At 58.9% G+C, this 25,699-nt stretch carries 27 protein-coding genes; 16 read left to right on the top strand and 11 right to left on the bottom strand.

Going from position 1 to position 25,699, the window contains the following annotated elements:
* The first annotated feature begins 80 nt into the window (after positions 1-80).
* A complete protein-coding gene (locus ACR0MV_RS10905; RefSeq protein ID WP_480702134.1) occupies positions 81-566 on the top strand; it encodes a DUF6497 family protein in 486 nt (161 codons plus the stop codon).
* Positions 567-693: 127 nt separating this feature from the next.
* Entirely contained in the window at positions 694-1,047 is a 354-nt protein-coding gene (locus ACR0MV_RS10900) for a hypothetical protein (protein ID WP_170422838.1), read from the top strand.
* Between the two features lie 86 nt (positions 1,048-1,133).
* Here ACR0MV_RS10900 and ACR0MV_RS10895 read toward each other — a convergent pair whose 3' ends face one another.
* Positions 1,134-2,291, bottom strand: a complete 1,158-nt coding sequence (locus tag ACR0MV_RS10895; RefSeq protein WP_480702133.1) for a DcaP family trimeric outer membrane transporter — start codon at positions 2,289-2,291, stop codon at positions 1,134-1,136.
* A 650-nt stretch (positions 2,292-2,941) separates the two neighbouring features.
* Between ACR0MV_RS10895 and ACR0MV_RS10890 the strand changes: the two genes are divergently transcribed.
* The gene (locus ACR0MV_RS10890; RefSeq protein ID WP_480702132.1) at positions 2,942-3,145 is read left to right on the top strand and encodes a hypothetical protein; all 204 of its coding nucleotides are present in this window, start codon (positions 2,942-2,944) and stop codon (positions 3,143-3,145) included.
* A 117-nt stretch (positions 3,146-3,262) separates the two neighbouring features.
* Complete coding sequence (locus tag ACR0MV_RS10885; RefSeq protein ID WP_480702131.1) at positions 3,263-5,308, top strand: acetyl-CoA carboxylase biotin carboxylase subunit; 2,046 nt, start codon at positions 3,263-3,265, stop codon at positions 5,306-5,308.
* 76 nt (positions 5,309-5,384) lie between these two features.
* Here the strand turns inward: ACR0MV_RS10885 and ACR0MV_RS10880 are convergent, their stop codons facing one another.
* Complete coding sequence (locus ACR0MV_RS10880) at positions 5,385-5,831, bottom strand: DUF4174 domain-containing protein (protein WP_170422830.1); 447 nt, start codon at positions 5,829-5,831, stop codon at positions 5,385-5,387.
* Between the two features lie 168 nt (positions 5,832-5,999).
* On the opposite strand from ACR0MV_RS10880, the gene scpA reads away from it, so the two are divergent.
* The 6 genes from scpA (at position 6,000) to ACR0MV_RS10850 (ending at position 11,456) form a co-directional block, all read left to right on the top strand.
* Positions 6,000-8,126, top strand: a complete 2,127-nt coding sequence (gene scpA, locus ACR0MV_RS10875) for a methylmalonyl-CoA mutase (RefSeq protein ID WP_480702130.1) — start codon at positions 6,000-6,002, stop codon at positions 8,124-8,126.
* A 105-nt stretch (positions 8,127-8,231) separates the two neighbouring features.
* Positions 8,232-8,834, top strand: a complete 603-nt coding sequence (locus ACR0MV_RS10870; RefSeq protein ID WP_480702129.1) for a VOC family protein — start codon at positions 8,232-8,234, stop codon at positions 8,832-8,834.
* Positions 8,831-9,355: an N-acetyltransferase family protein gene (locus ACR0MV_RS10865; RefSeq protein WP_480702128.1), complete on the top strand. Its 525-nt coding sequence runs from the start codon at positions 8,831-8,833 to the stop codon at positions 9,353-9,355. Before ACR0MV_RS10870 ends, ACR0MV_RS10865 begins: the two co-directional genes overlap by 4 nt.
* Before the next feature lie 9 nt (positions 9,356-9,364).
* On the top strand, positions 9,365-10,045 hold the full coding sequence (locus ACR0MV_RS10860; protein WP_170422820.1) for a molecular chaperone DjiA: 681 nt from the start codon (positions 9,365-9,367) through the stop codon (positions 10,043-10,045).
* Positions 10,046-10,048: 3 nt separating this feature from the next.
* Entirely contained in the window at positions 10,049-11,044 is a 996-nt protein-coding gene (locus tag ACR0MV_RS10855; RefSeq protein WP_480702127.1) for an endonuclease/exonuclease/phosphatase family protein, read from the top strand.
* Positions 11,045-11,081: 37 nt separating this feature from the next.
* Positions 11,082-11,456: a hypothetical protein gene (locus tag ACR0MV_RS10850; RefSeq protein WP_480702126.1), complete on the top strand. Its 375-nt coding sequence runs from the start codon at positions 11,082-11,084 to the stop codon at positions 11,454-11,456.
* A gap of 3 nt (positions 11,457-11,459) precedes the next feature.
* Here the strand turns inward: ACR0MV_RS10850 and ACR0MV_RS10845 are convergent, their stop codons facing one another.
* The 5 genes from ACR0MV_RS10845 to ACR0MV_RS10825 form a co-directional block, all read right to left on the bottom strand.
* Entirely contained in the window at positions 11,460-13,004 is a 1,545-nt protein-coding gene (locus ACR0MV_RS10845; RefSeq protein ID WP_480702125.1) for a Ppx/GppA family phosphatase, read from the bottom strand.
* 61 nt (positions 13,005-13,065) lie between these two features.
* On the bottom strand, positions 13,066-13,743 hold the full coding sequence (locus ACR0MV_RS10840; protein WP_170422812.1) for an HdaA/DnaA family protein: 678 nt from the start codon (positions 13,741-13,743) through the stop codon (positions 13,066-13,068).
* Position 13,744: 1 nt separating this feature from the next.
* Positions 13,745-14,818 (bottom strand): AI-2E family transporter, encoded by a 1,074-nt coding sequence (locus ACR0MV_RS10835; RefSeq protein ID WP_170466348.1) that lies wholly within the window; start codon positions 14,816-14,818, stop codon positions 13,745-13,747.
* An 89-nt stretch (positions 14,819-14,907) separates the two neighbouring features.
* A complete protein-coding gene (locus tag ACR0MV_RS10830) occupies positions 14,908-15,882 on the bottom strand; it encodes an isopenicillin N synthase family dioxygenase (protein WP_480702124.1) in 975 nt (324 codons plus the stop codon).
* Positions 15,882-17,246 (bottom strand): FAD-dependent oxidoreductase, encoded by a 1,365-nt coding sequence (locus ACR0MV_RS10825; protein ID WP_480702123.1) that lies wholly within the window; start codon positions 17,244-17,246, stop codon positions 15,882-15,884. Before ACR0MV_RS10825 ends, ACR0MV_RS10830 begins: the two co-directional genes overlap by 1 nt.
* Before the next feature lie 169 nt (positions 17,247-17,415).
* Here ACR0MV_RS10825 and proS point away from each other — a divergent pair, with 169 nt between their 5' ends.
* Positions 17,416-18,756, top strand: a complete 1,341-nt coding sequence (gene proS / locus ACR0MV_RS10820; protein ID WP_480702122.1) for a proline--tRNA ligase — start codon at positions 17,416-17,418, stop codon at positions 18,754-18,756.
* Complete coding sequence (locus tag ACR0MV_RS10815) at positions 18,740-19,633, top strand: glycosyltransferase family 2 protein (RefSeq protein ID WP_480702121.1); 894 nt, start codon at positions 18,740-18,742, stop codon at positions 19,631-19,633. The genes proS and ACR0MV_RS10815 overlap by 17 nt, the downstream gene beginning before the upstream one ends.
* On the opposite strand, the gene ACR0MV_RS10810 is transcribed toward ACR0MV_RS10815, so the two are convergent.
* A complete protein-coding gene (locus ACR0MV_RS10810) occupies positions 19,630-19,989 on the bottom strand; it encodes a hypothetical protein (protein WP_480702120.1) in 360 nt (119 codons plus the stop codon). The two genes, ACR0MV_RS10815 and ACR0MV_RS10810, sit on opposite strands and share 4 nt — an antisense overlap.
* Before the next feature lie 334 nt (positions 19,990-20,323).
* Here ACR0MV_RS10810 and ACR0MV_RS10805 point away from each other — a divergent pair, with 334 nt between their 5' ends.
* The 3 genes from ACR0MV_RS10805 (at position 20,324) to ACR0MV_RS10795 (ending at position 23,349) form a co-directional block, all read left to right on the top strand.
* On the top strand, positions 20,324-21,310 hold the full coding sequence (locus ACR0MV_RS10805) for a hypothetical protein (RefSeq protein WP_480702119.1): 987 nt from the start codon (positions 20,324-20,326) through the stop codon (positions 21,308-21,310).
* 64 nt (positions 21,311-21,374) lie between these two features.
* Positions 21,375-22,670 (top strand): lipoprotein-releasing ABC transporter permease subunit, encoded by a 1,296-nt coding sequence (locus tag ACR0MV_RS10800; protein ID WP_480702118.1) that lies wholly within the window; start codon positions 21,375-21,377, stop codon positions 22,668-22,670.
* Positions 22,663-23,349, top strand: a complete 687-nt coding sequence (locus ACR0MV_RS10795; RefSeq protein WP_170422792.1) for an ABC transporter ATP-binding protein — start codon at positions 22,663-22,665, stop codon at positions 23,347-23,349. Before ACR0MV_RS10800 ends, ACR0MV_RS10795 begins: the two co-directional genes overlap by 8 nt.
* Here ACR0MV_RS10795 and ACR0MV_RS10790 read toward each other — a convergent pair.
* Positions 23,333-23,770, bottom strand: coding sequence for a DMT family transporter (locus ACR0MV_RS10790; RefSeq protein WP_170466324.1), 438 nt, complete (start codon positions 23,768-23,770; stop codon positions 23,333-23,335). The two genes, ACR0MV_RS10795 and ACR0MV_RS10790, sit on opposite strands and share 17 nt — an antisense overlap.
* Before the next feature lie 92 nt (positions 23,771-23,862).
* On the opposite strand from ACR0MV_RS10790, the gene ACR0MV_RS10785 reads away from it, so the two are divergent.
* Positions 23,863-24,261: a c-type cytochrome gene (locus ACR0MV_RS10785; RefSeq protein ID WP_480702117.1), complete on the top strand. Its 399-nt coding sequence runs from the start codon at positions 23,863-23,865 to the stop codon at positions 24,259-24,261.
* Positions 24,262-24,264: 3 nt separating this feature from the next.
* Here the strand turns inward: ACR0MV_RS10785 and ACR0MV_RS10780 are convergent, their stop codons facing one another.
* Both ACR0MV_RS10780 and ACR0MV_RS10775 read right to left on the bottom strand, forming a co-directional pair.
* Positions 24,265-24,939, bottom strand: coding sequence for a hypothetical protein (locus ACR0MV_RS10780; protein WP_437440826.1), 675 nt, complete (start codon positions 24,937-24,939; stop codon positions 24,265-24,267).
* A gap of 59 nt (positions 24,940-24,998) precedes the next feature.
* Positions 24,999-25,661: a DNA-3-methyladenine glycosylase I gene (locus ACR0MV_RS10775; RefSeq protein ID WP_480702116.1), complete on the bottom strand. Its 663-nt coding sequence runs from the start codon at positions 25,659-25,661 to the stop codon at positions 24,999-25,001.
* Positions 25,662-25,699: the final 38 nt, after the last annotated feature.

Here is a 25,699-nt window from a genome sequence, read left to right as displayed (position 1 = left end):
ACCGACTGATCTGCCCGGCCAAATACACGGCCAGGGCAGATTCTTCGGTAAAAAATTGACTTTGAGGCCACAACTGATAAATGGTTTTCCCCATTGGACATAGAAAAGCGCGGGCCAAAAGCCATGCGCGCGCGATCCCGGAGAGAGGAGCTTGCCTATGGCGGGTCCGGGATCGCGCCTTAGTCCTGGCCCTTTTGGGCATTGGGTTTCCTGTTCTGGCTGAAAACGAAAATCTGCTGCCGGTCCCTTCGGGCCAGCCTGTGCACCTGAGCGACGTTCTGCTGGATGACAATCCCGGCGAACTTTGGGTACGCTTTCGCTTTATCGCTCCACGTATCGGGTCTGACGTCGGCCGTATCGGCTATGACATCGCGGCGGTGGATATGGAGCATCTGTGCCAGACATTGGCGGTCGCTTACGTGGCCAAGTACGAACTTGAGCCCGCGCGCGTGGTCATTTCCCTGTCTGATCGTCCGATTGAGTTTGGCCGCGCGACCCCCGACGCAACGCAATTCTTTGAAGCCTACCGGCTGGAACAGTCCCGGTGTATCTGGGAGGGGCTTTGACCATGAATCTCTCTGTTCATCACGTCAGAGCATTTCTGAACAGCGACGCGGTTTTGGAGGTGCGCAAAATGACATCATCCTGTGATGGGTGTTACGAATTGATCCCCGGTTCGGCCGAGGTGACGCCATGCTGAAACATCGTGGGTTTCCCGGGCGCCTGCCGGGTACGGATTTCCAGTTCACCATTCGCCGTGCCAATCCCAAGGGCGTAACGCCCCTGACCCGGCGCGAGCGTTTCCGGGATCGCAAGCCCGCAGACAAGCGCGCGGATGCGGCTTTCATGGAAGCGCTGTGGGCGCATTTCAGAGATCAGCCTTTTGAAAGGGGCAATCTGGATGCAGGTCGCTTGAGTTGGTTGTTCGAGCGTGAGGTCATTCCGGCAGAGGACCCGTTTGACCCGGCCAGTTATGACGCGCTGTTGGTGATCGACCCGGATGTGGGGCGGGTTTCGTTCCCGGACATATTCGACGGGGTTCGCTGATCGTGCAAACCGCTGTCGCACATAACACTTTGCGGCCATCCCGGCCCAGAACCCTGCCCGCAATGGGGCAGGGCAGGTATGTGCGCTCAGAAATTGAGCTGGGCTGCAAGCTGAATGCGGTTGCTGTCAAATGTGCGCCCGGTCGGCGCGTCGTTACGTTCGCCGTAGAAGAATTCGGCGCTGAGGGTCAGATTGTCGGTTGCTTTATAAAACGCGTTGACGTGGATCGTTTCGACTTCGGTAAACGACAGGGTTCCGGTCGAGGTCGGCAGATCATAGTTCTCTTGCCCGTAGGCGATGCCGACATTCCATTTGGCACTGAGGTCCTGACGGAACTCTACGGTAAAGCCGTCTACGTCGTTGGCCTGCCCGTTAACGACCGCGTCACCGGCAGCGATCAGGTAGGGGCCAAGCGCTTCGCCATCGACATAGTTGACCTGAAACAGACCGCCTTGCCAGGGGCGAACACCTGCCGAAAGTGTATAGCCGGTCTGATCCACTTCGACTGCGCCGGATTGGGCTTTGCCGTACAGGGCCGAGGCGCGAGCAAGGTAGGTGCCGGTGTTGTATTCGAGCGAGCCAGTCAGAACGGGATCGTTCGAGTTCGAGCCACCGACATTCTCTTCGATCGATACCGCAAAGGTTGTGTCCGATCCGATGGTGTTCGTATAGCGCACCTGAGGGACGCGGGCGAAGGGAATGCCGACAGGGCCGTTGAACTCGACGGTTGTTGGGTAGGTGTCCAGGGGCTGAAAATTGGTCCAGTATTGACCGATCAGCCAGTCGTCTCCGATGTGGATGTTGGCGTGGCGCAGGCGCAGCTCCGCCGGCCCATCCGAACCGCCGGAAAACAGATCAAGTTCCAACTGGCCCGAGATGTCACCGATAGCAGACGGCGTGTTCGTGCGAAGCCCGATCCGAGACTGGCGCACGGTGGCTCCAAACGTGCCGCTTGTCGCATTCGCCGGCTCACCAATTCGGGTCGCATCGGCCAGGTCGCCCAGTTCAAAATCGGTGTCGAAAAAGAAATCAGCCTTCACGTATCCGTAAACATCAAGCGTGGTATTTCCGATTCGCAGGTCACCTGTCCCGGCACCGGGTTTCCCGGCCTCAAGGGCTTCGACGCGGGCGCGCAGCGCATCAAGCTCGGCTTGGGTCTGGGCATCTTGCGCGATAGCGGCTGTGCCGGACAGGCCAAGCGCGGATACGGCAAGCAGCGACGCCGTTTTTCTCTTTGCAATCATGTGGATGTTTCCTTGTGTGCGAGTGTGCACGAGAACCGTTCCACGCAAGGCGTTGTGAGGGAAATCACGAGAACGGGACGGGAAACACCTGATTTCTCAAGGAAACGTGCTCGGATTTCGAGCTGCGCTCACGCCGGGGTGAACAGATCGGTTAACCATTTGCAGCCCGGAAAGGAAATTCCAACTCCGCCTTTGGCGACCCGTGATGATGCAGATGCAGAAAACCACCTTTCGAAGGCGTTTTGTAACGGAACTGTGACGGTTTCGCAGTGTGAGAAGGCGCCCGGTGCATCGCAGAGCCTCGGCACGAATCTGCGCGCCTATTCGCCTAATGGGCGATTTCCAGCCGGAATCCTTACCAGAAACAATACTTTGTTTACGCGGTTGATTGTGCCGAGCAACCTGTTCAAGCCGTGCGGCTCTACTTTGCCTGCGTCGCACATGCACCTACTATTCCGTACCCCTTCCTTCCGCGGGCAGGCTTGTGATTTTCACAAAGTCCTGTCCGCGTTTTTCTTTTCGCGTGTACTGTACGTAAAGCGGCACAAATCTGCGCAAAACCTCAGTCAGGACTGCCTGTTATTGAATAACAAGGCCGGAATAACGCATCTGCCCCCGAACACATCAAGAATCCAAAAGGGGCAGATATCATGCGCATCTCAAAACTCATTCTTGCAATGGCGACCTGTGCGGGCCTGGCCGCCTGCGGCGACAACACCGGCGAGCAGGCGCTGCTTGGCGGTGGTGCGGGCGCGGTCGGCGCAGCAGTTCTCAACTCGGACCTGCTGTTTGGGGCCGTGGTCGGCGCGGCAGGCAACGTCCTGTATTGCAAGACACAGAACACCTGTAGGTAGTACCGGGTTTTCCGGGGCGTGCGTCGCCCCGATCGTAATCACGCATCATGCCGTCGTGGAGAATACTCTCCGCGGCGGCATTTTGCGTTTTCAGAACACCAAGACAAAGGACGTTCCATGTTTAACAAGATCCTGATCGCCAACCGGGGTGAGATTGCCTGCCGGGTTATCAAGACCGCCCGCAAAATGGGTATCGGCACCGTTGCCATTTATTCGGACGCAGACAAGAACGCCTTGCATGTGTCGATGGCGGACGAGGCGGTTCACATCGGCCCGCCGCCTGCGAACCAGTCCTACATCGTGATCGACAAGGTTATGGATGCCATCCGCCAAAGCGGCGCGCAGGCCGTCCACCCCGGTTACGGCTTCCTGTCGGAAAACGCCAAATTCGCAGAAGCGCTGGAGGCGGAAGGCGTGGCGTTTGTCGGCCCCCCAAAAGGCGCGATCGAAAGCATGGGTGACAAGATCACCTCGAAGAAGATCGCTCAGGAGGCTGGCGTTTCGACCGTTCCCGGCTACATGGGTTTGATCGAGGATGCCGAAGAGGCTGTAAAGATTTCGAATGAAATCGGCTATCCGGTCATGATCAAGGCCAGCGCCGGCGGCGGCGGTAAGGGTATGCGGATCGCGTGGAACGACGAAGAAGCGCGCGAGGGTTTCCAGTCGTCCAAGAACGAAGCTGCGAATTCCTTTGGCGATGACCGGATTTTCATTGAGAAATTCGTGACCCAGCCGCGCCACATCGAAATTCAGGTTCTGTGCGACAGTCACGGTAACGGCATCTATCTGGGCGAGCGCGAATGCTCGATCCAACGCCGGAACCAGAAAGTGGTGGAAGAGGCTCCGTCGCCTTTCCTCGATCCCGAGACCCGCAAGGCGATGGGTGAACAGGCTGTGGCCCTGGCCAAGGCCGTGGATTACGCCAGCGCGGGTACTGTGGAATTCATCGTCGATGGCGACAAGAACTTCTACTTTCTGGAAATGAACACGCGTCTGCAGGTGGAGCACCCGGTCACCGAATTGATCACTGGTGTTGATCTGGTCGAGCAGATGATCCGTGTGGCGGCCGGTGAAAAGCTGACCATCACTCAGGACGATGTGACACTGACTGGCTGGGCGATTGAAAACCGTCTGTATGCTGAGGACCCATACCGTAACTTCCTGCCATCAATTGGTCGTCTGACCCGTTATCGTCCGCCACAGGAAATCGCCGCCGGTCCGATGCTGGTGAACGGCAAGTGGCAAGGTGACGCGCCAGAAGGTGAGGCGGCCGTGCGTAACGATACCGGCGTCTATGAAGGCGGCGAGATCAGCATGTATTACGACCCGATGATCGCAAAGCTGTGCACATGGGCTCCGACCCGTGAAGCCGCGATTGAGGCGATGCGCGTGGCGCTGGACAGCTTTGAGGTTGAAGGCATCGGTCACAACCTTCCGTTCCTGTCGGCCGTGATGGATCACCCGAAATTCGTCAGCGGTGATATGACCACAGCCTTCATCGCGGAAGAGTATCCGGATGGTTTCGAAGGCGTCGAACTGCCCGAAGGTGATCTGCGGCGGATCGCAGCGTCCTGCGCGGCGATGTATCGTGTTTCGGAAATTCGCCGGACGCGCGTTTCCGGCCGGATGGACAATCACGAGCGTAAAGTCGGCAACCGTTGGGTTGTGTCCGTGCAAGGCAACGAATTCGCGGTACGCGTCGGCGCTGACAAAGAAGGGGCAACGATCAAGTTTGAGGACGGGCAAACCATGCGCGTCGCATCAGACTGGACGCCAGGTGACCAGTTGGCCGTTCTGGATGTCGATGGCAGCCCGCTGGTCCTGAAGGTCGGCAAGATCTCGGGCGGGTTCCGCATTCGTAACCGGGGTGCGGATCTGAAGGTAAATGTGCGGCGTCCGCGTCAGGCAGAGCTGGCCAAGCTGATGCCCGAAAAGCTGCCGCCGGATACTTCGAAAATGCTGCTCTGTCCGATGCCCGGCCTGGTCGTGAAGATCGATGTCGAAGTGGGCCAGGAAGTGCAGGAAGGCCAGGCGCTGTGCACGATCGAGGCGATGAAGATGGAGAACATCCTGCGCGCCGAGAAGAAAGGTGTTGTTGCCAAGGTCAACGCGGGCCCCGGCGACAGCCTCGCCGTGGACGAAGTGATCATCGAGTTCGAGTGATCGTGACCCTGCTTTTGCCATATCCCAAGGTTTTCCCGGCGTTTTGCGCCGGGGGTACTGGGCGTGGCAAAGGCGTTCAGCCGCCCTCGCGCCGTTCGCGGATTTCGCGTTCGCGCAGGGGCGTCTTGTCGATGGAACGGCCGATCTCGCGCACGCTCCACGGGGACGGTTTGCGCAGTTTGACGACGCCGTCCTTGTCGACGAACACCATCTGGAAGCCGCGCGGCCGCAGCTGTGACCGGATAGGGGACCTGGCCGATGGATCGGTATCGGTCAGCACGACGACATCGCGATCTCGCATGGCTGCTTCGCCTTCGACTAGCATGTCGATCTGCTGCTGGAACCGCGGGTCTGCCGGGGTATCCGCAAATACGACGATGGGTCGGTTGACCCACAAGAATTCGCTGAGTTCGCTGTCGCCTACTGGGCGAACGAATTCGTCCTCAGCCGGTGCAGCCCCGTCGGCAGCCATCGCGGCCAGCGGGAATAGTGCCGAGAAAACAAGGGCAAGCGTTCGTGTCATGGGGCCTCCTGTTCGTTTGAATATAGCCCCTGCGCCGGTGAATGCGACCGGCGATTTGCACGCAGGCTTCAAAATATCGCGCTCAACCCCGCCGAAACGGGCGGCGCTGATCGTCAAATCGCATGGGCAAAGCCTGACTGCGACCCGAATTGAGAAAAGGAACACGCAATGACCGATACGAAAGACTGGCAGGCGCTGGCCGAGAAAGAGTTGCGCGGACGCCCGTTGGACGACCTGACCAAAGAAACATTGGAAGGTATCGACGTCAAACCTTTGTACACGCAAGAGGACACAGCCAACCTGCCGCATATGGGCTCGCTTCCTGGCTTTGGCCCGTTCACGCGCGGGGTTAAGGCGACGATGTATGCGGGGCGTCCCTGGACGATCCGCCAATATGCCGGGTTTTCGACAGCCGAAGAGTCGAACGCCTTCTACCGTCGCAATCTGGCCGCCGGTCAGCAGGGTGTCTCGGTCGCCTTCGATCTTGCGACGCACCGCGGGTACGACAGTGATCATCCGCGCGTGGTCGGTGATGTCGGCAAGGCTGGCGTGGCCATCGACTCGGTCGAGGACATGAAGATCCTGTTTGACGGTATCCCGCTGGACAAGGTCTCGGTCTCGATGACCATGAACGGCGCGGTGATCCCGATTTTGGCGAGTTTCATAGTCGCGGGGGAAGAGCAGGGGCACGACAAATCGCTGCTGGCGGGCACTATTCAGAACGACATTCTGAAAGAGTTCATGGTGCGGAATACGTATATCTACCCGCCTGAACCGTCGATGAAGATCATTTCGGACATCATCGAGTACACCTCGAACGAGATGCCGAAATTCAACTCGATCTCGATCTCTGGCTACCACATGCAAGAGGCCGGGGCGAACCTGGTACAGGAACTGGCGTATACGCTGGCCGACGGGCGGGAATATGTCCGTGCGGCGACTGAGGCCGGGATGGACGTGGACAAGTTCGCAGGCCGTCTGTCGTTCTTCTTTGCAATCGGTATGAACTTCTTCATGGAGATCGCCAAGCTGCGCGCCGCGCGTACCCTTTGGCATCGCGTAATGACCGATTTCGGGGCGAAATCTGAGCGGTCCAAGATGCTGCGCACGCACTGCCAGACATCGGGTGTCAGCTTGCAGGAACAGGACCCCTATAACAACGTGATCCGCACCGCTTATGAGGCGATGAGCGCGGTTCTGGGCGGGACGCAAAGCTTGCACACCAATGCTCTGGACGAGGCGATTGCATTGCCCACCGATTTCTCGGCTCGCATTGCCCGGAACACCCAGCTGGTGCTGCAGGAAGAGACTGGCGTGACCGATGTGGTCGATCCGCTGGCCGGGTCGTACTACATCGAAAGCCTGACCAATGAGTTGGTCGAAAAGGCCTGGGCGTTGATGGAAGAGGTCGAAGAGATGGGCGGTATGACCAAGGCCGTTGCATCGGGAATGCCCAAGCTGCGGATCGAAGAAAGTGCTGCCCGTCGTCAGGCGATGATCGACAAGGGCGACGAGGTCATCGTTGGGGTCAACAAATACCGCAAGGAACAGGAAGACCCGATCGACATTCTGGACGTCGACAACGTTGCCGTACGCGAAGCTCAGGTCGCGCGTCTGGAGCGTATCCGTGCAACGCGGGACGAAGCCGCGTGTGAGGCCGCACTTGAGGCCCTGACCACCACCGCCCGCGAGGGTGGAAACCTGCTGGCCGCTGCCGTCGAGGCCGCCCGCGCCCGCGCATCCGTAGGAGAGATCAGCATGGCAATGGAGAAGGAATTCGGCCGTCACCGCGCCGAGGTGAAGACGCTGGCCGGTGTGTATGGTGCCGCCTACGAAGGTGACGAAGGTTTTGCAGCGATCCAGAAATCCATCGAAGAGTTCGCCGAAGCCGAAGGCCGCCGCCCCCGTCTGTTGGTGGTCAAGATGGGGCAGGACGGTCACGACCGCGGCGCGAAGGTAATCGCAACCGCCTTTGCCGACATCGGTTTTGACGTGGATGTGGGCCCGCTGTTCCAAACACCTGCCGAGGCCGCGCAGGATGCGGTGGACAACGATGTGCACGTGGTCGGGATTTCCTCGCAGGCGGCAGGCCACAAGACGCTGGCGCCGCAGCTGGTGGAAGAACTCAAGAAAGCCGGTGCCGAGGATATCATCGTCATCTGCGGCGGCGTGATCCCGCAGCAGGACTATCAGTTCCTTTATGACCATGGCGTAAAGGCGATCTTTGGTCCGGGCACCAACATTCCCGAGGCCGCACAAGACATCCTGCGCCTGATCGGCGAAGCCAAAGCGTGACTCAGCGCAAGGTTTTTCGCCGAAAAGCCTTGTGATCCAACGTCTTTGAAGAAAACATGCGACCAGATCCCGTTGGGTCTGGTCGTTTTTCATCGGAGGGCGCGCATGTTACTGGATCATCTGGCCGTTGCAGGCGAAACGCTGGAAGAGGCGTCATCCCACCTTGAACAGGCTTTGGGCGTTCCCTTGCAGGATGGTGGAAAGCACGAGAAATTCGGCACCTACAACCGGCTTTTGGGTCTGCGTGATGGCCTGTATCTCGAAGCGATCGCGATTGATCCGAGTGCGCCAAACCCAGACAGAACAAGGTGGTTTAATCTGGATCGGTTCAAGGGGGCACCCCGGCTGAGCAATTGGATTTGTCGGGTTCCGGACATTGAGGCCGCTCTTACCGTTTTTCCCGATGGTGTGGGGCACCCGATTGACCTGACTCGTGGCGCTCTGCGGTGGCAGATGGCGGTGCCGCCGAATGGCCGCCTGCCTTTTGACAACCTTTTCCCCGCGCTGATCCAGTGGCATGGCGATCTGCACCCGGCCACGATGCTGCAGGACAGTGGTTGCCGGTTGCAACGATTGGTCGTGTATCACCCCGATGCGCTGGACTTGGCCCGTCTGCTTGGAGCACTAGACGGCGTGGTGTTCGACACCGGCCCAGCCGCGTTGCGGGCAGAGTTCGAAACACCGCATGGTGTGCGCGTACTGGAATGAGGATCAGGCAAGCCACAGCGTCCGATGCCCAAGGGATCGCTGCAATTACCAACGCGATCATCCGCGACACGCTTGTGACCTTTACAACCGATGAACGCAGCGTTGACAGCATAGCCTGCGATATCGAAACGCGCAGCCCCGCCTATCTGGTCGCGGATGAGGGCGGAGAGGTGCTTGGGTTCGCCACCTACGGCCCCTTTCGGTCCGGTCCGGGATACGCGGATTGCAGTGAGTTGACGATCCAACTGGCTCCACAAGCGCGTGGGCAAAGAACCGGCCGGGCTTTGATCCGCGCACTGGAGGATATCGCGCAGGCCCAAGGCGTGCACGTTCTGGTGGCCGGGATCTCGTCTGCGAACCCCGGTGCGATAGCCTTTCACGCAGCCCTCGGGTTCACCGAAGTTGGCCGTATGCCCGAGGTCGGGTTCAAATGGGGCAAACGTCTGGACCTTGTTCTGATGCAGAAAATTCTTGGCACGAACATATCTGTCGCACCTGACACGCGCGATCAGGGACGCTAGGGTGCGCTCATGTCGATCTGGACCCGCATATCCGATGCGCTCAGCGCGCTTGCACAGGGCGAAAGCCTTACAGCCGTTTTTGAAAAACTGCGCTCGCCGCCCGAACGCTCGGTGGCGTTCACAATCGCAGTGATCGCTTTGGGTGCGAAAATGGCCAAGGCCGATGGGCAGGTGACCAGGGACGAAGTCACGGCTTTCAGGGATGTTTTCCAGATTGCCCGTGATGATGAGGAAGGTGCCGCACGTGTGTTCAACATGGCGCGCACGGATGTTGCTGGCTATCAGGACTATGCGCGCAAAATTGCGCGCATGTTCTCGGAAGACAGCACCACGCTTTGCGACTTGATGGAGGGGCTCTTTCACATCGCCATGGCGGACGGGTTCTATCATCCCAACGAAAACGAGTTTCTGGAAGAGGTCAGCCGTATTTTCGGGCAGACCGACGCACAATTTTTAGCGCTGCGCGCGCGGTTTGTACCCGATGCACCAAACGACCCCTACACGGTTCTGGGCGTGCCGCGTGACATGCCGCTGCCCGATATCCGCAAGGTTTGGCGGCAACTTGTCCGGGAAACGCACCCCGATGCGATGATGGCGCGCGGCGTGCCCGAAGAAGCCATTCGCTTGGCTGAGAAGAAGATGATCGACATCAACCGGGCCTGGGATGAAATCAACGGTGCGCGGGCCTGAGCCATGCGTGTGGCGACCTATAACATCGAATGGTTCGCCAATCTGTTTGATCGCAAGGACAAGCTGATCGTGGATGACAGCTGGTCCGGTCGGCACGATGTGACCAAGGCTCAGCAGGTCGAAGCGATTGCCAAGGTTCTGACGGCCATCGATGCGGATGCCGTTCTGGTCGTCGAGGCTCCCAATACCGGCAAAACGCAGAACACGGTGCGTGCGCTGCAAAGGTTTGCCGAGGCGTTCGAGTTGCGTACCAGCAATGCGATCATGGGATTTGCCAATGACACCCATCAGGAATTGGCTCTGCTTTACGATCCGCACATTCTGAAGCTGCGTCATGACCCGAAAGAGGGTGACAGGTCGGCCCCACGCTTCGATCAGGTGTTCAATATCGATCTTGATATTGATGCGACCGAAGATGAGGTGCAGTTCTCCAAGCCGCCCATGGAATTGGCTGTTGAAACCAGCTCGGGGCAACACCTCCGCCTGATCGGTGCGCATCTGAAGTCAAAAGCGCCGCACGGGGCCGAAAGCCGGGACGAAGCGATACGGATTTCCATTGCAAATCGCCGAAAGCAGTTGGCTCAGGCGATTTGGCTCAGCCGACGGATCAAGGCGCATTTGGCAGAGGATGAGCATGTGATCCTGTTGGGCGATCTGAATGATGGTCCCGGGCTGGATGAATTCGAACATCTGTTTGGCAGGTCTTCGGTTGAAATCCTGTTGCAAACAGGGCTGTTCGATCCTCACGCCGTGACGGCGATTGGGGCAGATATGGGTCAGCATCCGTCGACCGCGCGCTTTGCACAGCCTGATGAGGGTCAGTTTCTTGAAGCGCTGCTGGATTACATCATGATCAGCGACGGTCTGCGGGATCGACGGCCGAATTGGCGCATCTGGCATCCGTTACACGACCCGATCTGTCAATCGAGCACTGACCTGCAACAGGCATTGCTGACCGCATCGGACCATTTTCCGGTTACGCTCGATATTGAGCTGTGATCTTTCAACCGAAGTGCGGTTGCTCTATGGTTCCCACATGAAACGTCTCATACCGATCTGTGCGCTTTGCACCGTTCTGGCCGGTCCAGCCGTTGCCGAGGACGAGGGTGCAAAATCCCTCATGGAGCAGGGGGCCGAGCTGTTTTTTGAAGGCCTGCGCCAAGAGATGGAGCCCGCGCTTGAGGATTTGCTGGGATTGGCTGATCAATTCGGTCCGGCCATGCAATCCTTTATCGAGCAAATGGGGCCCGCGCTTGCCGAACTGGCGGGCGAGATTCAGGACTGGAGCGCCTATGAAGCGCCCGAGATGTTGCCAAACGGTGATATAATCATCCGCAAGAAACCGCCGCAAGCACCTGATGAGCAACCGGAATTGCCCGAAAGTGCGCCCGAAGGTGAAACCGAAATCTAGGGCTCAGCCTTTGACGATAACGCGGGTTTCCGATTTCAACGCATTGCCCAGCGAATTCAACCGCGACACCGCGACTTCGCTGAACAACGGGCTTGCCGCCTTTGGCAGGATCAGTTCAAGCTGGCGCTTCTTGGGGTAGAATTTCAACGTGCCCATTTTGGCGTCGCTTTTCATCCACAACATGGCTCCAAAGCGCATCGCCTTACCCAGAATTTCCGCCTGTTTCTGTTCCTTTTCGTCCAGCAGCTCATACAAAGGAGCGAACCGGTTGCCTTCGCGCTTGTTCCGATAGCGGTGCTGCAGCGCTAGTCCAATGAAAACCCTCTCCGAATGCTTCAGGCCGCCCAGATTGGCACGTGTCACGTTGTCAAAACAAACCTCAGCCCGGTAGTCGGGATGCGCGCGCCAGCTGACATCATGCAACAGGCAGGCCGCTTTGATCAGGCGTACACGCGCAGGTGGGGCCGATTTGAAAATCGGCATGACAAATTCGAACAGCAGCTTGCCAAAGCCGGGCAGGCGGGCATCCTTGGCCTCGGAAAAACGGCTGGCTTCGATCAGCGGATCGCGGTCGCGCAGGTTTTGGGGCATCTGCTCGTACAGCAAACCTTCGCGAATCCCATAGCTTGAGATTGCGATGTCCTTGGGCTTGAAGGTGCGGATCAGACGCGCCAGCACATCCATCGCATAAGGAATCAACGCCATCCGCGAGCTTGATACACCCGCTGCGCTCCGCAGTTTCTCGGGATCACCGCTTTCGATGAATTTGATGGTCTCGCGCACCTGCGTGGTGGTCATGCGATATTCGTGCAGGACGTTCAGCGGATAGCCGCGGCGCAACATATCCAGACGCGCGAAGGCCCGCCAGCTGCCGCCGACAAGGAAAAGTCGGTCGCGCTGCGGGCCCATTTTATCCCGTAGGCTCTCCATCGTAGTCTTGATAAGCGCCTTACGTGCCCGGCGTCCGCCTTTGATGTCCCGCAGTTTCAGCGGACCCAGCGCAGAGGTCACGCGGCGGCCAACTTCGCCATCGCCGATCTCGGCCAGTTCCATTGACGATCCGCCGATGTCACAGATCAGACCGTAAGCACCGGGCCATCCCAGCAGAACGCCCTGCGCGGACAGGCGAGCCTCTTCCGCGCCGTTGATGACCGACACCGTCAGGCCGGTCTCGGCCTGAACCTCGGCGCAAAAGTCGGGCCCGTCCTCGGCCTCGCGCACGGCGGCGGTTGCCACCACATGCAATCCGGGTAAGCCCAGATCGTCTGCCAGACGAGCAAACCGGCTGAGTGCAGAAAGTGCGCGTTTGCGGCCGACCGGATTAAGGCGCCCTGTGTCTGACAGGCCTGCGCCCAGCTCGCACATCACTTTTTCATTATAGAAATACGCAGGCGATCGAGCCGCGCCGTCAAAGATCACCATACGGACCGAGTTCGATCCAACATCGACGACGCCGACCCGCGATAGGGCTCGGGCCTGGGGATCGTCGAACAAGGGCTTTCCGAACGGCCCCCAGTCAGGGATTTCGGTTTCGACAGTCTGATCCATGTCACTTCCAGATATTCCGGGTGCAGAATGCGAGATGACCGGGTTTGGGTCAACGCCCAGATTAGACATCATCCATATCCGCGTTCAGAACACGTACAGCCAGCGTCCGGGTAATGTCGCGCTTTTCCGCAAGGGCCAATTGGTCCAATTGTGCCACGACATTGGCTGCAGTTTCAAATCGTCGGTCCATGTGTTTGACCAGATAGGCGATGACATCGGGGCTGGGGTTCAGTTGCCGGTCGACGAACAGCTTTGCCAGAACCGCACCCAGAAGGGCGTCGTCCGGCGGATCAAGCGCCACGTGGTGCGCGCCTTCGATCCGGCTTTGCAGGTCCGGCAGAGGCAGCTGCCAGAACTTAGGCGCAAGCCGCCCGGTCATCAGCAGCGCGTTGCCTTCTGCCAGCACCAGGTTGTGCAAGTGAAAGAGCGTCTTTTGCTGCTCCAAATCTCCCGCAATCATGGGCACGTCTTCGACCGCTACAGCGGTGCGGGCCAGATCGGGCACATCCTCGTGCCGAAGGTCCGAGGCTAGGATGATCCGTCCGCCCGTTTCGGCCGCCCAGACATGCGCCAGGTGGGTCTTTCCTGCTCCGGCGGGGCCGCTCAGCACCAGTTTGTTGCCCGGCCAAGAGGTCGCCGAAATCATGGCAACCGCCAGCGCATTCGCCGGGGAAACAAAAAAGTCCTCACGCCCCAGCGCAGTCTTGGCCGGAAGGTCAAAGCTTAGCTGATGGGCCATATCAAGCGTCTTCCTGATCCGTGCTTTCCAGACCTGTGTAAAGACGGCTGTGCAAATACACGGACGTTCCAAACCGCGCCAGAACACCAAGAGCGGCGGCAACAGGTACGGCCACAAGCATACCCACGAAGCCAAACAGCGCGCCAAACACAGACAGGGCCAGCAGCAACCAGACAGGGTGCAGACCCACTGAATTCCCCACCAGTTTGGGCGTCAGAAAATTTCCCTCGGTCACCTGACCCAAAGCAAAGATGCCAGCGATCAGACCGATATGCGCCCAGTCGCCCCAGAACTGGAAAAGGGCCAGACCAATCGCCAAAGTGCCACCAATCAGAGCTCCGAGATAGGGGATGAAGGTCACCAAACCGGCGATAAATCCGACGATCAGGCCAAATTGCAGACCTGCCGCCATCAATGCGACAGCGTAGTAGGTCCCAAGGATAAGACAGACGGTACCCATGCCGCGCACGAACGAGGCCAGAACGGCGTCAATTTCACCCGCCAGACGCTTGATCGTCGGGGCGTGATCGCGCGGCAGCAGCTCTCCGATACGGGCGATCATGCGGTCCCAGTCCAGCAGCATATAGACTGCGACGACCGGAACGATGACCAGTAGGACAACCACATTGATCGCAGACCCGACCGAGGCCGCGACGGATTGCAACACGTCGCCGGTCTTGGATTGCAGCGTTTCACCCAGCGACACCAAAGCCTGGTGCGAGTTGGATTCGGCGTCCAGAAGGGATGGGAACTGTTTCTCGATAAAACCGCGCAGTTGCTGGAACAGGCTGGGCATCACCTCGACCAATTCGATCAGCTGGGTGATTAATGCGGGCACAACCATCAGGATCATCAGGACAAAGCCCAAAATTCCGACGACCGTGATGATGGCTGTGGCCGCCATGCGCGACAGCCCAAGGTTTTCTAGCCGGTCCGCAATCGGATCAAGGAAATAGGCAATGGCCCCGCCGATCACAAAGGGCAGCAGGACATCGCCAAGGGCCCACAACAACAGCACAAAAATGGCTGCCGCAACGCCCCAGTATCTGAGTTGATCCTTCACCGGCAGCGCCATGCTTGCCCCCTTGGTTCCTGCTGTTACCGGTGTTCTTCGCTTATGCGGCGCGGTGATGCAAGCGGTTCATGCCTGACGATTGGCGTGGCTCACGAGCCAAGCGTCCCAAGCTCTGGCGTGTCAGCCGTTGCGGTCTCATCCGGCCAGTTGGTGCGCCAGATTTCTTTGGACCAATGACCGCAGTGAACGGCAGGTCGGTCAAAGCCGGGCATCGGTGGCAACAGCGGCTTAACGACCACATCGTGGCGCGGAACCGCAAAATAAGGGAATGAGTACCGTTCCTTGCCGGATGTGTTTACGACCCGGTGCGGTGTGGATTTCAACCGGCCGCCCGACCACAGTTCGAGCATGTCACCGATATTGACGACAAAACCACCGGGTGGACAATCCGGGGTGATCCAGCCTCCGTCGCGCGTTTGTACTTCCAGCCCGCCAACTGGATCCGGGGCGATGATGGTCAGGGCATCGGTATCCTTGTGGGGATGAATGCCATAGCCTTCTTCGTCCGGGGCCTGCGGAGGGTAGTGGAGCAGTGTCATGTTGGTCATCGGCGTGATGAACGCGTCCTTCAAGACATCCGGTTTCAGGTTCAGGCCGATTTCAAGTGCACCCAGCAACAGGTCCGTCACGCGATCCAGCTGCGCCCAATACCCCAGAATGACATCCCGCGCCTCCGGCGTTTCCTTTGGCCAAAGGTTCGGGCCGTAAAGCGCACAATCCTGCTGCACCGGGTCGCCATCGGCGACGTCGAAATGCAGTTTGTAGCCTTCGTATTTGTCAGCCTTGCCCGAGCCGTCATTGGGCGTGAAAAAGCCCATTGGAATGAAACCGCGATAGTTGTCCCGCGTGATGGCCTGGTCCCATTTGCTTTGCTCATCAATGTCAAAAATCGCGCGGGTCTTAGCGCGTACCTCGTCGACGGTATTCTGCGAAATGCCTGTGCCAGTGATGGACAGGAAACCAATGTCGGTGCACGCGTCCAGGATCTGCTGGATCGTAGCGCCGTGGTCCGGATGCGCCGCGTCTTGCAGCGGAGAGATATCGATCGTGGGAATGGTTTGCATCAGTGAATCCTAACGCCTTGCCGGTCCAACTCTTTGTGCACGGGGGCCAGATTCAATTCGTGCACGTCCTGATTGCTTTTCAATGAGAGCGCGGCGGCGATGCCGGCACCCTGACCCATGACCGCGCAGCAGGCCATGTTGCGCGTCGCGGCGTGTGCCACCTTGTCTGCTCCGTGCGAGCGGCCCGCGACCAGCAGTCCTTTGACACCCTTTGGCAGCATCGAGCGATAGGGGACCTGCATGTACCGCCCCGTGGTCGGCAAGATCAGGATGCCGTAGCCGTCGATGAATTCCGGGTAGATGCCAATTGTGTCCTCAAACCGGCCCTGATGGCGGGCGTCCTCCTCGGTCATGTTGTACACCGCGTCGATCTTGCGGGTGTCGCGGATGCCGATGGTCATCCCGAAATTCCGCAGCCGTGCGTTTTCGCACCCGGGCATGAACCGGCGCAGGGCTTCGATGGCAAGCATGGACTGGCGGCGGCCCTCAATCTCACCCTTTGTAAGGCTGTCAGGGTCCGTGCCGTCGATCTCGGCCAGATGGATGAGGTTCATATAGGTCAGCTCACCCGTATCGTGCATCGCGCCCCAAGTGCCTGCGATGGTGTTCAGATGCGGCGGGATCAGCCCCTCATCAATCGCTTGCTGGAATGGCTTGTGCACGAAGGGCGAGAACATGTCGTCTTCTTTGCCGCTCGTTTCGATGTTCCACTCACCGCCGCCGCCCCAGTCCTTGTACGTCTGCGGATCGGCTTTGACGCCTTCCATAAAGGCGCGTTTGTCGACGCCGGCCAGATGGAACATGACCGAGGCTGCCATCATGTCCTCGCGTGCTGTCTTGTGAGTCGGTGCACCGGCTCGATGGGCCACGTCCGCATCGCCGGTGGCGTCGATGACAACGCGGGCCAGAATGGCCTCGCGCCCGGCCTTGGATTCGGTGATGATCCCGGTGATCCGATCGCCGTCCATGATCGGGGCAACGAACTGCCGGTGTAGCATCGGGTGGACGCCAGCCTCTTCGACTAATTTGTCGGCCACCAGCTTGAACCCTTCGCTGTCCAGCTCATAGCTGAGCGACTGGCTTTCAGGCACTGCCGCACCCATGTCCTTGGCGCGGTTTTCGAACTCCATGCCAATACCGCCTGCTTCGACGGTCTGTTCGTGCCGATACCAGGCAAACCCTTCAACGCCGACTGCGGTGATGTTGCCGCCCATGCAGCCGAAACGGTCGACCAGTGACACTTCGGCCCCGGCACGCGCCGCGGCCAAGGCGGCGGCCAACCCGGCGGGGCCGGAGCCTACGACCAGAACGTCTGTCTTGTGAACAACGGGAATTTGACGGGCGGGTTCCTGAATGGTCTGCATCGGCGCCTCATGGGATTTACATTTCCGTTACAATTGGAAACCCTGACTGGCGGGTCAATCAAAAAACCTACTGACCTGTGGTCGCAAAATCGCCAATGCCCGATTGCCCCCAGCGGGGCTTTGGCATAATCAACCTTTTAAGTTCAAATTCACCCTCAAAGGTTCGACAATGCGCCTCAGCCGTTACTTTCTGCCCGTTCTCAAGGAAAACCCCTCCGAGGCTCAGATCGTCAGCCACCGGCTGATGCTGCGTGCCGGGATGATCAAGCAAGCCTCTGCCGGGATCTATTCATGGCTGCCCTTGGGCTTCAAAGTTCTGCGCAAGCTGGAAAACATCATCCATGAAGAGCAGGCGCGCGCTGGCCACATTGCGATCCAGATGCCGATCATCCAATCGGCGGATCTGTGGCGCGAATCCGGGCGCTATGATGACTACGGTCAGGAAATGCTGCGTATGAAAGACCGGCATGACCGGGATATGCTGTTTACACCGACCGCCGAAGAACTGGTGACTGATATCTTCCGCGGCCACGTCAACAGCTACAAAGACCTGCCGCTGACCCTGTACCAGATCCAGTGGAAATTCCGTGATGAGATCCGCCCCCGTTTCGGCGTGATGCGTGGCCGCGAATTCTATATGAAGGACGGCTACAATTTCGACCTGACCAAAGAGGACGCGCTGCACGCCTATAACCGTCATCTGGTCACCTATCTGCGCACCTACGAGCGTATGGGTCTGCAGGCCCTGCCAATGCGCGCTGATTCCGGCCCCATCGGTGGCGACAACACGCACGAATTCCTCGTGCTGGCCGATACCGGTGAATCCGAAGTGTTCTATGACAGCGCCGTCACCGATCTGACCTTTGGTGATCGCCAAATCGACTATGATGACCGCGCGCAGTGTCAGGCGATCCTGGAAGAGTTCACTTCGAAGTACGCCCGCACCGATGAAACTCATGACGAGGCGCTGTTCAATCAGATCCCGGAAGAGCGTCGCCGCGTGGCGCGCGGGATCGAAGTTGGCCAGATCTTCTATTTCGGCACCAAGTATTCCGAAGCGATGGGCGCAACTGTTCAGGGCCCCGATGGCAAGCCGACGCCGGTTCACATGGGCAGCCACGGTATCGGTGTCAGCCGCCTGGTCGGTGCGATCATCGAGGCCAGCCATGACGACAAGGGCATCATTTGGCCCGAAGGTGTCACTCCGTTCCATTGCGGTATTGTCAACCTCAAGCAAGGTGACGAAGAAGCCGACGCAGCCTGTGACAAAATCTACGGTGCACTGACCGCGTTGGGTCTGGAACCGCTGTATGATGATCGCAACGAACGGGCAGGGGGCAAGTTCGCCACCATGGACCTCATCGGCCTGCCATGGCGCATCACAGTCGGCCCGCGTGGATTGAAGAACGGTGTGGTCGAGCTGACCTGCCGCCGCACCGGTGAAAGCGAAGAGCTGAGCCCCGAAGCCGCCGTCACCAAGATCGCCGAGATCTATGAGCGCGTCGGCTGACCCCTTCGGCGCGCCGCTGATCTCGGTCATCACCGCGACGTATAACCTGCTGTCGCAAGAACGGCAGGAGAGCTTTCGCGAAGTGATCGATTGCATGGCGCGCCAGACCTGCGTTCGGGCCGAGCACATCATTCAGGACGGAGCGTCGACCGACGGCACGGTCTCGTTTCTGCAGGACCTGACCGCAGATGCCCCGCGCACCCGTCTGTTCAGCGAGCCCGATAGCGGACTTTACGACGCTATGAACAAGGGGGCACAAGCTGCTCGCGGCGAATACCTGTTGTTCCTGAATTCGGATGACTCGCTGGCCTCTGATGACATTCTGAACACGGTCGCGGACCGGCTGGAAGCAACGCGGCCCGATTTCCTCTATGGCTCGACCCTTCGTCGGTACGAGGACGGTTCGGAAAGCCGTGAGAAACGGATGTCTCTGACGGCGATCCTGCAGAGAATGCCATTCTGCCATAACTCGGTTCTATTGAAGCGGGATGTATTCATGGCGCTGGGCGGGCATGACACGCAGTTCCGCGTTGCTGCCGACTATGATCTGATGCTGCGCCTTTTGACCGAAGGGTATCAGGGCGAACGCACGGACGATCCCATTTCCATGTTCTGGGGGCGGGGCGTGACCAATGATGTCGTTGTCACGGCCGAGGATTACGCGCGTGTCTGGGTTAAGTACTATGACGGGTTCAAAGCGGCACGGGACCTGACCCAGAAAGATTTTTTCAGATTCTACCGGCGCGGGCACATGCCAGCGCCGCTGATTTTGGAACGTCTGCTCAAGCCCGGAACGTCGGATGCCATCAAAGCTGCGGGACGTCACAGTCTGTGGAAAACCACGCGGCGATCCGTGCAGTTCTGGCGCAGCTTTTAAGCGCGACCCGCGGTCGGTCTTGCGGTCAGAACGTCTCCGTCCGCTTGTTGACCTCGTGCAACGACGATCGGGCGACCCAGGCGCAGAACCAAATCCTTCAGCTCAAGGCCCAGAAAGCGCAGACCGCACACCCGGTCTCCGGTCGCGTGATCTGTGATGCACATCCGACCGTCCCGAAAAACCAGGCGATATCCTTTGTCTTTCAGGATGTCCGTCAGGCCCGCCCAGCTTGCTGCGCTGGAAAAGACTGGAAGGATCGTTGCACGCAACAAAGCTGCGGTTTCGCAATCCAATTCTGTTGATGCTTGCCGGGCCGAAATTGCGCCCGGGTTTTCAGTTTCAATTCGAATACTCATGAGCGACCCCCGCTCTAAAATGTATTCCCCCACAATCAGGGTGACAAAGTTTCTAAAAATAAGCAAAACGCGAAATAAAGTTGCGTTTCGAATGTTGCATTTTGAGTTCAGTTTGCCCCGCCATGCTCACATTGACTTCATACCTGAAACAATGCGGGGTTGTCTGTGATTTACGTCACAACTAGTGGTGTATTTTAGGATTATGTAGACACCTATAGATCGAGCGCCTCATTCGAAGGCTCAGACTGATTCGCGCCCTTTGGGGGGCTTGCAGCGAATTGGACATGTCGGTTTTTGCTGATACACGACCCAAAACCAAGAAAGGGTCCTTGATTTGCTGAGCTTCGCAACGGTCGTGTTTTCCAAGGACTTTCCCCTGCTGGAACTTCAGGCGTTGTCCTTTGCCCGTTTTGTGGACCCTGATCTTGTTGGCTCGATCCATGTGATCCTGAACGATTCAAACGAAGACAGGCTGCAGGCGCAGGTCGAACCCATTTTGAATGCCTATGGCCCGCATCGGTCTAAGGTCCGGGTGGTGGGCGGTGACGAATTGTTGTTGCAGCCCGGTCAATACGCGCGGCGGTCGTTTTCGGACCGGGTTCTGATCGAAAACCGCTTTCGCATCCCCGGAGCGCGCAAACACGGCTGGCGCGGGACCAACGGCTATCGCAGTCAGCAGGTGCTCAAACTGGGCGCTGCGCGCGTCGCTACCAGCGAGAATATGGTGATCCTGGACACCAAGAACCTTTTTCTGCGCAGCTTTGACGGGTCCGAGTTCTTCGCGGAGAGCGGCGCGGCGCGCATGGCGTTCATCGACGTCGAAAGCGAGTTTCACCGAAAATGGTTGCTTGAAAGCCTGGATGCCCTGGGCGGGCGGCAGATCGATCCAAGCGGCCTGCGCACCACGACGTTTTCGACACCCTTTGCCGTGCGACGTTCGCTGATTTTGGCTCTGCTGGATGAGATCAATGATCGCTATGGCTCGGTCCAGTCCTTGTTCGGTTCGCGCAGGCGGCCGTCCGAGTTTATGCTGATGAACGCCTATTGCTTGAAGTCGCCGGAAGGTTATGCGCCATGGTTTGAAGACAAAGCGCAATGCAATATCGGGATTTGGCCGTCCTATTCACCTGAGGTGGTCGAAACGCAGCTGGCAATGCTGGAAGATCCGTCAGCCTTGACACTGGGCCTGCATAACCGGGCTTTGTCGAAGTTACCGGCCAACCTGCGCGACCGCGTCTTTGCCGAGTTGGAACATCGGGGCATATGCGATCGGACCCACGCAGAACAGGTGTTAAACCGCACCGCCAGCCTGACGGGCTGACAACCGGGTTGACCATCCGGCGAAATGCCGAAAGGGTCGCGACAATCAACGAACCGGAGCAGGCATGGCCAAAACACCCCCGCCCTTTGCCCCTTTTGAGTGGAAAATCGCTTGGCGCTACCTGCGCGCGCGCCGCGCTGAGGGCGGCGTGAGCGTGATGACCTGGATCTCACTGATCGGTATCACCTTGGCCGTCTTCGCGTTGATTGCCACTCTGGCCGTGCGCTCGGGCTTTCGGGCCGAGTTTGTGGGAACCATTCTGGGTGCCAACGCGCATGTGACCGTCTATTCCGCCGGAGAGTTCGACGGACAGGGCAACTTGATCCGCCGGATTGCGGATTACGACGAGAGGACCGCGCGCATCGCGCAAGTGCCAGGTGTCGAACGCGCAGCGCCTTTGGTTAAGGGGCAGGTTCTGATCACCAATCGCGACCGCAGCAGCGGCGTTGAGGTGTTTGGCATCCGTCCGGATGACCTGCGCGATCTGCCGGGCGTCGCAGAAAGCGAACAAGCAGTGGGTGATCTGGCCGAATTCCAGGATGGAGAGGACGTGATCGCCATCGGCTCGGGCGTGGCGCGCAGCATCGGGGCGACGGTGGGCGATACGGTTAAGCTGACCTCGCCAAATGGCGTAAAGACCGCGTTTGGGACATCGCCAAGGGTGAACGCTTATCGCGTAGTCTATGTGTTCTCGGCAGGGCGTTATGACATCGACCGCACCCGCGTCTACATGCCGTTCGGGCAAGCCCAGAGCTTCTTCAACCGCGAAGGCGTGGCCGATGAGATCGAAGTGATGGTCGAACGGCCCGAGGAGCTGACCCCGATCCTGATCCCGATCCTTGAGGCCGCGGGTGAGCGCAGCCAGATCTGGACGTGGCAGGATGCATCGGGCGGGTTCCTGCGGGCGCTTGAGGTCGAGGACAACGTGATGTTCATCATCCTGTCGATCCTTGTCCTGATCGCGGCGATGAACATCGTGTCCGGCCTGATCATGCTGGTCAAAAACAAAGGCCGCGACATCGGTATCCTACGCACCATTGGTCTAAGCGAGGGTTCGGTTCTGCGTGTCTTTTTCATCTGCGGGGCGTTCACCGGCATCATTGGCACTGCAATGGGCGTGATCCTGGGCTGCCTGTTTGCGATCTATATCGACCCGATCTTCTCGTTCGTGAATTACGTGATGGGCGGAGGCGTTTGGGATCCTTCCATTCGTGGCATCTATTCCCTGCCTGCCGAATTGCACTTGTCGGATGTGCTTAAGGCGATTGGACTATCGTTGGGCCTTTCCTTCATCGTCACTTATTTCCCGGCCCGCCGTGCGGCGCGGCTGAACCCGGTTGAGGCGCTGCGCTATGAATGAAGTGACGATGCGGCTGGACGGTCTGACCAAGACCTATCTGAAAGGCACACCCGGAGAGGTTCAGGTATTGCGCGGTGTCGATCTTGAACTGCGGGCCGGTGAAGCCGTGGCGCTGGTCGCGCCCTCGGGAGCGGGCAAATCAACGTTGCTGCATATCGCCGGCCTGCTGGACAGGCCGGACAACGGATCGGTCGAAATCGCCGGTCAGAACGTTGCAGGCAAGGGTGACCGGACCCGCACCGCGCTGCGCCGGCAGGATGTGGGCTTTGTCTATCAGTTCCACCACTTGCTGCCCGAGTTCACCGCGCTTGAGAACATCACTCTGCCGCAACTGGCCAATGGCGTTTCCGAGAAAGCGGCGCAGGACCGGGCGATGGCTTTGTTGGATCGCGTGGGTGTCGCCGCGCGCGCGGATCACCGCCCCGCCGCCTTGTCGGGTGGCGAACAACAACGCGTCGCTTTCTGCCGCGCGTTGGCCAACAAGCCGCGCGTTTTGCTAGCGGATGAGCCGACGGGCAATCTGGACCCCGAAACCTCGGATCAGGTGTTTGACGCGTTAATGGCACTGGTACGAGACGAGGGGCTTTCCGCCCTGATCGCCACGCATAACATGGATTTGGCCGCGCGCATGGACCGCAAGCTGCGGCTGGAGGCGGGCGTCCTCAGGCCAGTTGAGTGATCGCGACGCCAACGGCCATCACAGCAATGCCTCCGGCGCGTATCCATGTCAGCGGCGTCACCTGAGCGCCGAACAGACCGAAATGGTCAATTGCTGCCGTGCTGATCAACTGCCCCAGCAGCACAAAGAACACCGCATTGCCGACACCGAAATGCGGCGCGACGTGGGTGATCGACAGAACGTAGAACGCGATCAGAACACCGGCCAGCAGCAGGTGTTTCGGGGCCTGAGCGACCTTGGACAAAGCTTCGAACCCGGGGAATAGCAGCATCACCAGCGCAGACGCGCCAAAGGCGATGGCAAACAAGACCACAGCAGCGGTAGTCGGCGATCCGATCAGCTTACCCAGGGCCGCGTTCAACGCCGCCAGGATTGGGACTCCGATTCCGGCTGCCAGCATGATGGCTGCATATTGTGTCATGGCCCGTATCCTCCGCCTTCGTTGATCTGGATCATTGCGCCAAGCTGGCCACCGGGCAAGCCTACAAATGTCAATCGTGACAGGAGGATGCGATGATCAGACCGATGTTCGGAACCGTTTGTGCAGGCGTGGTGGCGTTCGCGTCTCAGGCCGTTGGGCAAAATGTCGAAACGGGGGCTGAGCTATATCAACACTATTGCGCCACTTGCCATGGAATCGAGGCAACCGGGCATGGCCCGATGGCTGGCGTGCTGGTGATCCAACCGACCGACCTGACGCAATTGGCTGCCGAGGACGGGGTGTTCCCAACCGCCCGCGTCGTGGCGCGCATCGACGGGCGCGATCCTTTGGTCAGTCACGGCAGCCCGATGCCCGTATACGGGCCATATTTCGAGGGGCAGGATACGTCTATGAAAACGCCTGACGGTCAGCCGATCCTGACCAGCCAGCCGATTGTCGATCTGGTGGCGTATCTGCAGACGCTTCAATAGGCCTCAGCCCTCGCGGCAAATTCCTTCGACCTTTGCCCCGCTCCACGGGATGACCACGGCACGTTCACGTTGCGCGCCGGGCAGGGGGGACAGGTCGAAATGGGCACCCAGCATATCATGCAAACGTTTCGTTCGCGGCGCGGTGGGGTCGAGCGCGCGGCAGCACACGTATTCTTCGACGATCGCCCCCTGTTGTTCGAAACCGTAAGACAGGAAGTCAGGCGATGTATCAAGGTCGAACAGGTAGGGATCTGTGTTGCCTCCATGCTCCGCCGCGGCGCGTAGAGGGTGGTAGCCGGTGACGGCTCGGTTCTGCCACTGCCATACATGGGTCAATTCATGCGCCAGCAACATCGCGGCAATCAGATCCATCTGGTCGGGGAAGTCGGACATATAATCCTCAAGGTACCAGTCTTTTGTGAAGTAGACCTTGTTGAACAAGGCAACGGCAGCCGGTTTTGCGGTGACCACACCCTCTTCGGTGGGGGGTAAAATGCGTTCACGGCAAGCCAAACGCGGCCGGTCTTTGCGGTAGAACGTGATCGGCGCAACAGGGGCGCCTTCGACAAGACGCACGCGATCCAGGTTCAGCGTTTCACCCTGTACGGCGCTTGCAAAGGCGCGTTCCTGATTTGTCAGCGGACGGCCACAGGCTGCAATCAAAAGAAAAAGCGTCATTAAAATTCGGCAAGCCATAGACAAAGCCTAATCCGAAGAACCCGCGCTGCAAGCTGTTTTCAAAGGCTCATTGCCAAAACACGGCTTATTTCAGTGAGTGACCGGCCTGATTGGTCCATCCAGGTATTGAAGGCCTCTTGCACCGCTGCCATCGCCTTTTTCGAGGTCGGCGTTTTGTCAACAACGCCTTCGGCAATCAGCCGCGCAGTGACGTCCTGCGAGAGGATGAAGCTGTCGCGCCCGGCAAACCGCATGGCATATTGCGCCGAGGTGCCGCCAAGGCGCGAGCCGTGTTTGCTCAGCATTGCCAGCAGTCCTACATAATCGTTCGAGGGCCAGCCCCCCAGCACCTGACCCGCACCGCCTTCTTCGCGCAGTTCCAGCAGAAAAGCGGCATTGTCGCGAACGGCTGCAATCTTGGTCCCGTTGCGCACGATGCGCGTGTCCTGAAGCAGGGCGTCGAATTTTTCGTCATCCATGAAGGCACAGCGCCCCACGTCAAACCCGTCAAATGCGGTTTCGAACCTCTCCCATTTGTTCTCGATGACCTTCCAGTTGAAACCGGCCTGAAAGATGGTTTTGGTGATGATCGATAGCCAGCGGTCATCCGGCATGGCAGCTAGGTCTTCCAAGCTTTTGGGTTTGCTCAGCTTTTGCTCCAACGCCGCTGCGCCGCCATGGCGGTCGGCCGCTATCTTAAAAACTTCGTCAAAATGGCGCATACGCTGTCTCCTTCGCCAGCAGGTTTGCCCGAGGAATG

This window comes from Ruegeria sp. BC3, assembly GCF_056539265.1.
This window is presented reverse-complemented; position numbering and strand designations above follow the sequence as displayed.

Bases quoted from the DNA above. Each gene is read 5' to 3' on its own strand.
- ACR0MV_RS10905 (WP_480702134.1), top strand. From the start codon at position 81: ATGGTTTTCCCCATTGGACATAGAAAAGCGCGGGCCAAAAGCCATGCG.
- ACR0MV_RS10900 (WP_170422838.1), top strand. From the start codon at position 694: ATGCTGAAACATCGTGGGTTTCCCGGGCGCCTGCCGGGTACGGATTTC.
- ACR0MV_RS10895 (WP_480702133.1), bottom strand. From the start codon at position 2,291: ATGATTGCAAAGAGAAAAACGGCGTCGCTGCTTGCCGTATCCGCGCTT.
- ACR0MV_RS10890 (WP_480702132.1), top strand. From the start codon at position 2,942: ATGCGCATCTCAAAACTCATTCTTGCAATGGCGACCTGTGCGGGCCTG.
- ACR0MV_RS10885 (WP_480702131.1), top strand. From the start codon at position 3,263: ATGTTTAACAAGATCCTGATCGCCAACCGGGGTGAGATTGCCTGCCGG.
- ACR0MV_RS10880 (WP_170422830.1), bottom strand. From the start codon at position 5,831: ATGACACGAACGCTTGCCCTTGTTTTCTCGGCACTATTCCCGCTGGCC.
- scpA (WP_480702130.1), top strand. From the start codon at position 6,000: ATGACCGATACGAAAGACTGGCAGGCGCTGGCCGAGAAAGAGTTGCGC.
- ACR0MV_RS10870 (WP_480702129.1), top strand. From the start codon at position 8,232: ATGTTACTGGATCATCTGGCCGTTGCAGGCGAAACGCTGGAAGAGGCG.
- ACR0MV_RS10865 (WP_480702128.1), top strand. From the start codon at position 8,831: ATGAGGATCAGGCAAGCCACAGCGTCCGATGCCCAAGGGATCGCTGCA.
- ACR0MV_RS10860 (WP_170422820.1), top strand. From the start codon at position 9,365: ATGTCGATCTGGACCCGCATATCCGATGCGCTCAGCGCGCTTGCACAG.
- ACR0MV_RS10855 (WP_480702127.1), top strand. From the start codon at position 10,049: ATGCGTGTGGCGACCTATAACATCGAATGGTTCGCCAATCTGTTTGAT.
- ACR0MV_RS10850 (WP_480702126.1), top strand. From the start codon at position 11,082: ATGAAACGTCTCATACCGATCTGTGCGCTTTGCACCGTTCTGGCCGGT.
- ACR0MV_RS10845 (WP_480702125.1), bottom strand. From the start codon at position 13,004: ATGGATCAGACTGTCGAAACCGAAATCCCTGACTGGGGGCCGTTCGGA.
- ACR0MV_RS10840 (WP_170422812.1), bottom strand. From the start codon at position 13,743: ATGGCCCATCAGCTAAGCTTTGACCTTCCGGCCAAGACTGCGCTGGGG.
- ACR0MV_RS10835 (WP_170466348.1), bottom strand. From the start codon at position 14,818: ATGGCGCTGCCGGTGAAGGATCAACTCAGATACTGGGGCGTTGCGGCA.
- ACR0MV_RS10830 (WP_480702124.1), bottom strand. From the start codon at position 15,882: ATGCAAACCATTCCCACGATCGATATCTCTCCGCTGCAAGACGCGGCG.
- ACR0MV_RS10825 (WP_480702123.1), bottom strand. From the start codon at position 17,246: ATGCAGACCATTCAGGAACCCGCCCGTCAAATTCCCGTTGTTCACAAG.
- proS (WP_480702122.1), top strand. From the start codon at position 17,416: ATGCGCCTCAGCCGTTACTTTCTGCCCGTTCTCAAGGAAAACCCCTCC.
- ACR0MV_RS10815 (WP_480702121.1), top strand. From the start codon at position 18,740: ATGAGCGCGTCGGCTGACCCCTTCGGCGCGCCGCTGATCTCGGTCATC.
- ACR0MV_RS10810 (WP_480702120.1), bottom strand. From the start codon at position 19,989: ATGAGTATTCGAATTGAAACTGAAAACCCGGGCGCAATTTCGGCCCGG.
- ACR0MV_RS10800 (WP_480702118.1), top strand. From the start codon at position 21,375: ATGGCCAAAACACCCCCGCCCTTTGCCCCTTTTGAGTGGAAAATCGCT.
- ACR0MV_RS10795 (WP_170422792.1), top strand. From the start codon at position 22,663: ATGAATGAAGTGACGATGCGGCTGGACGGTCTGACCAAGACCTATCTG.
- ACR0MV_RS10790 (WP_170466324.1), bottom strand. From the start codon at position 23,770: ATGACACAATATGCAGCCATCATGCTGGCAGCCGGAATCGGAGTCCCA.
- ACR0MV_RS10785 (WP_480702117.1), top strand. From the start codon at position 23,863: ATGATCAGACCGATGTTCGGAACCGTTTGTGCAGGCGTGGTGGCGTTC.
- ACR0MV_RS10780 (WP_437440826.1), bottom strand. From the start codon at position 24,939: ATGACGCTTTTTCTTTTGATTGCAGCCTGTGGCCGTCCGCTGACAAAT.
- ACR0MV_RS10775 (WP_480702116.1), bottom strand. From the start codon at position 25,661: ATGCGCCATTTTGACGAAGTTTTTAAGATAGCGGCCGACCGCCATGGC.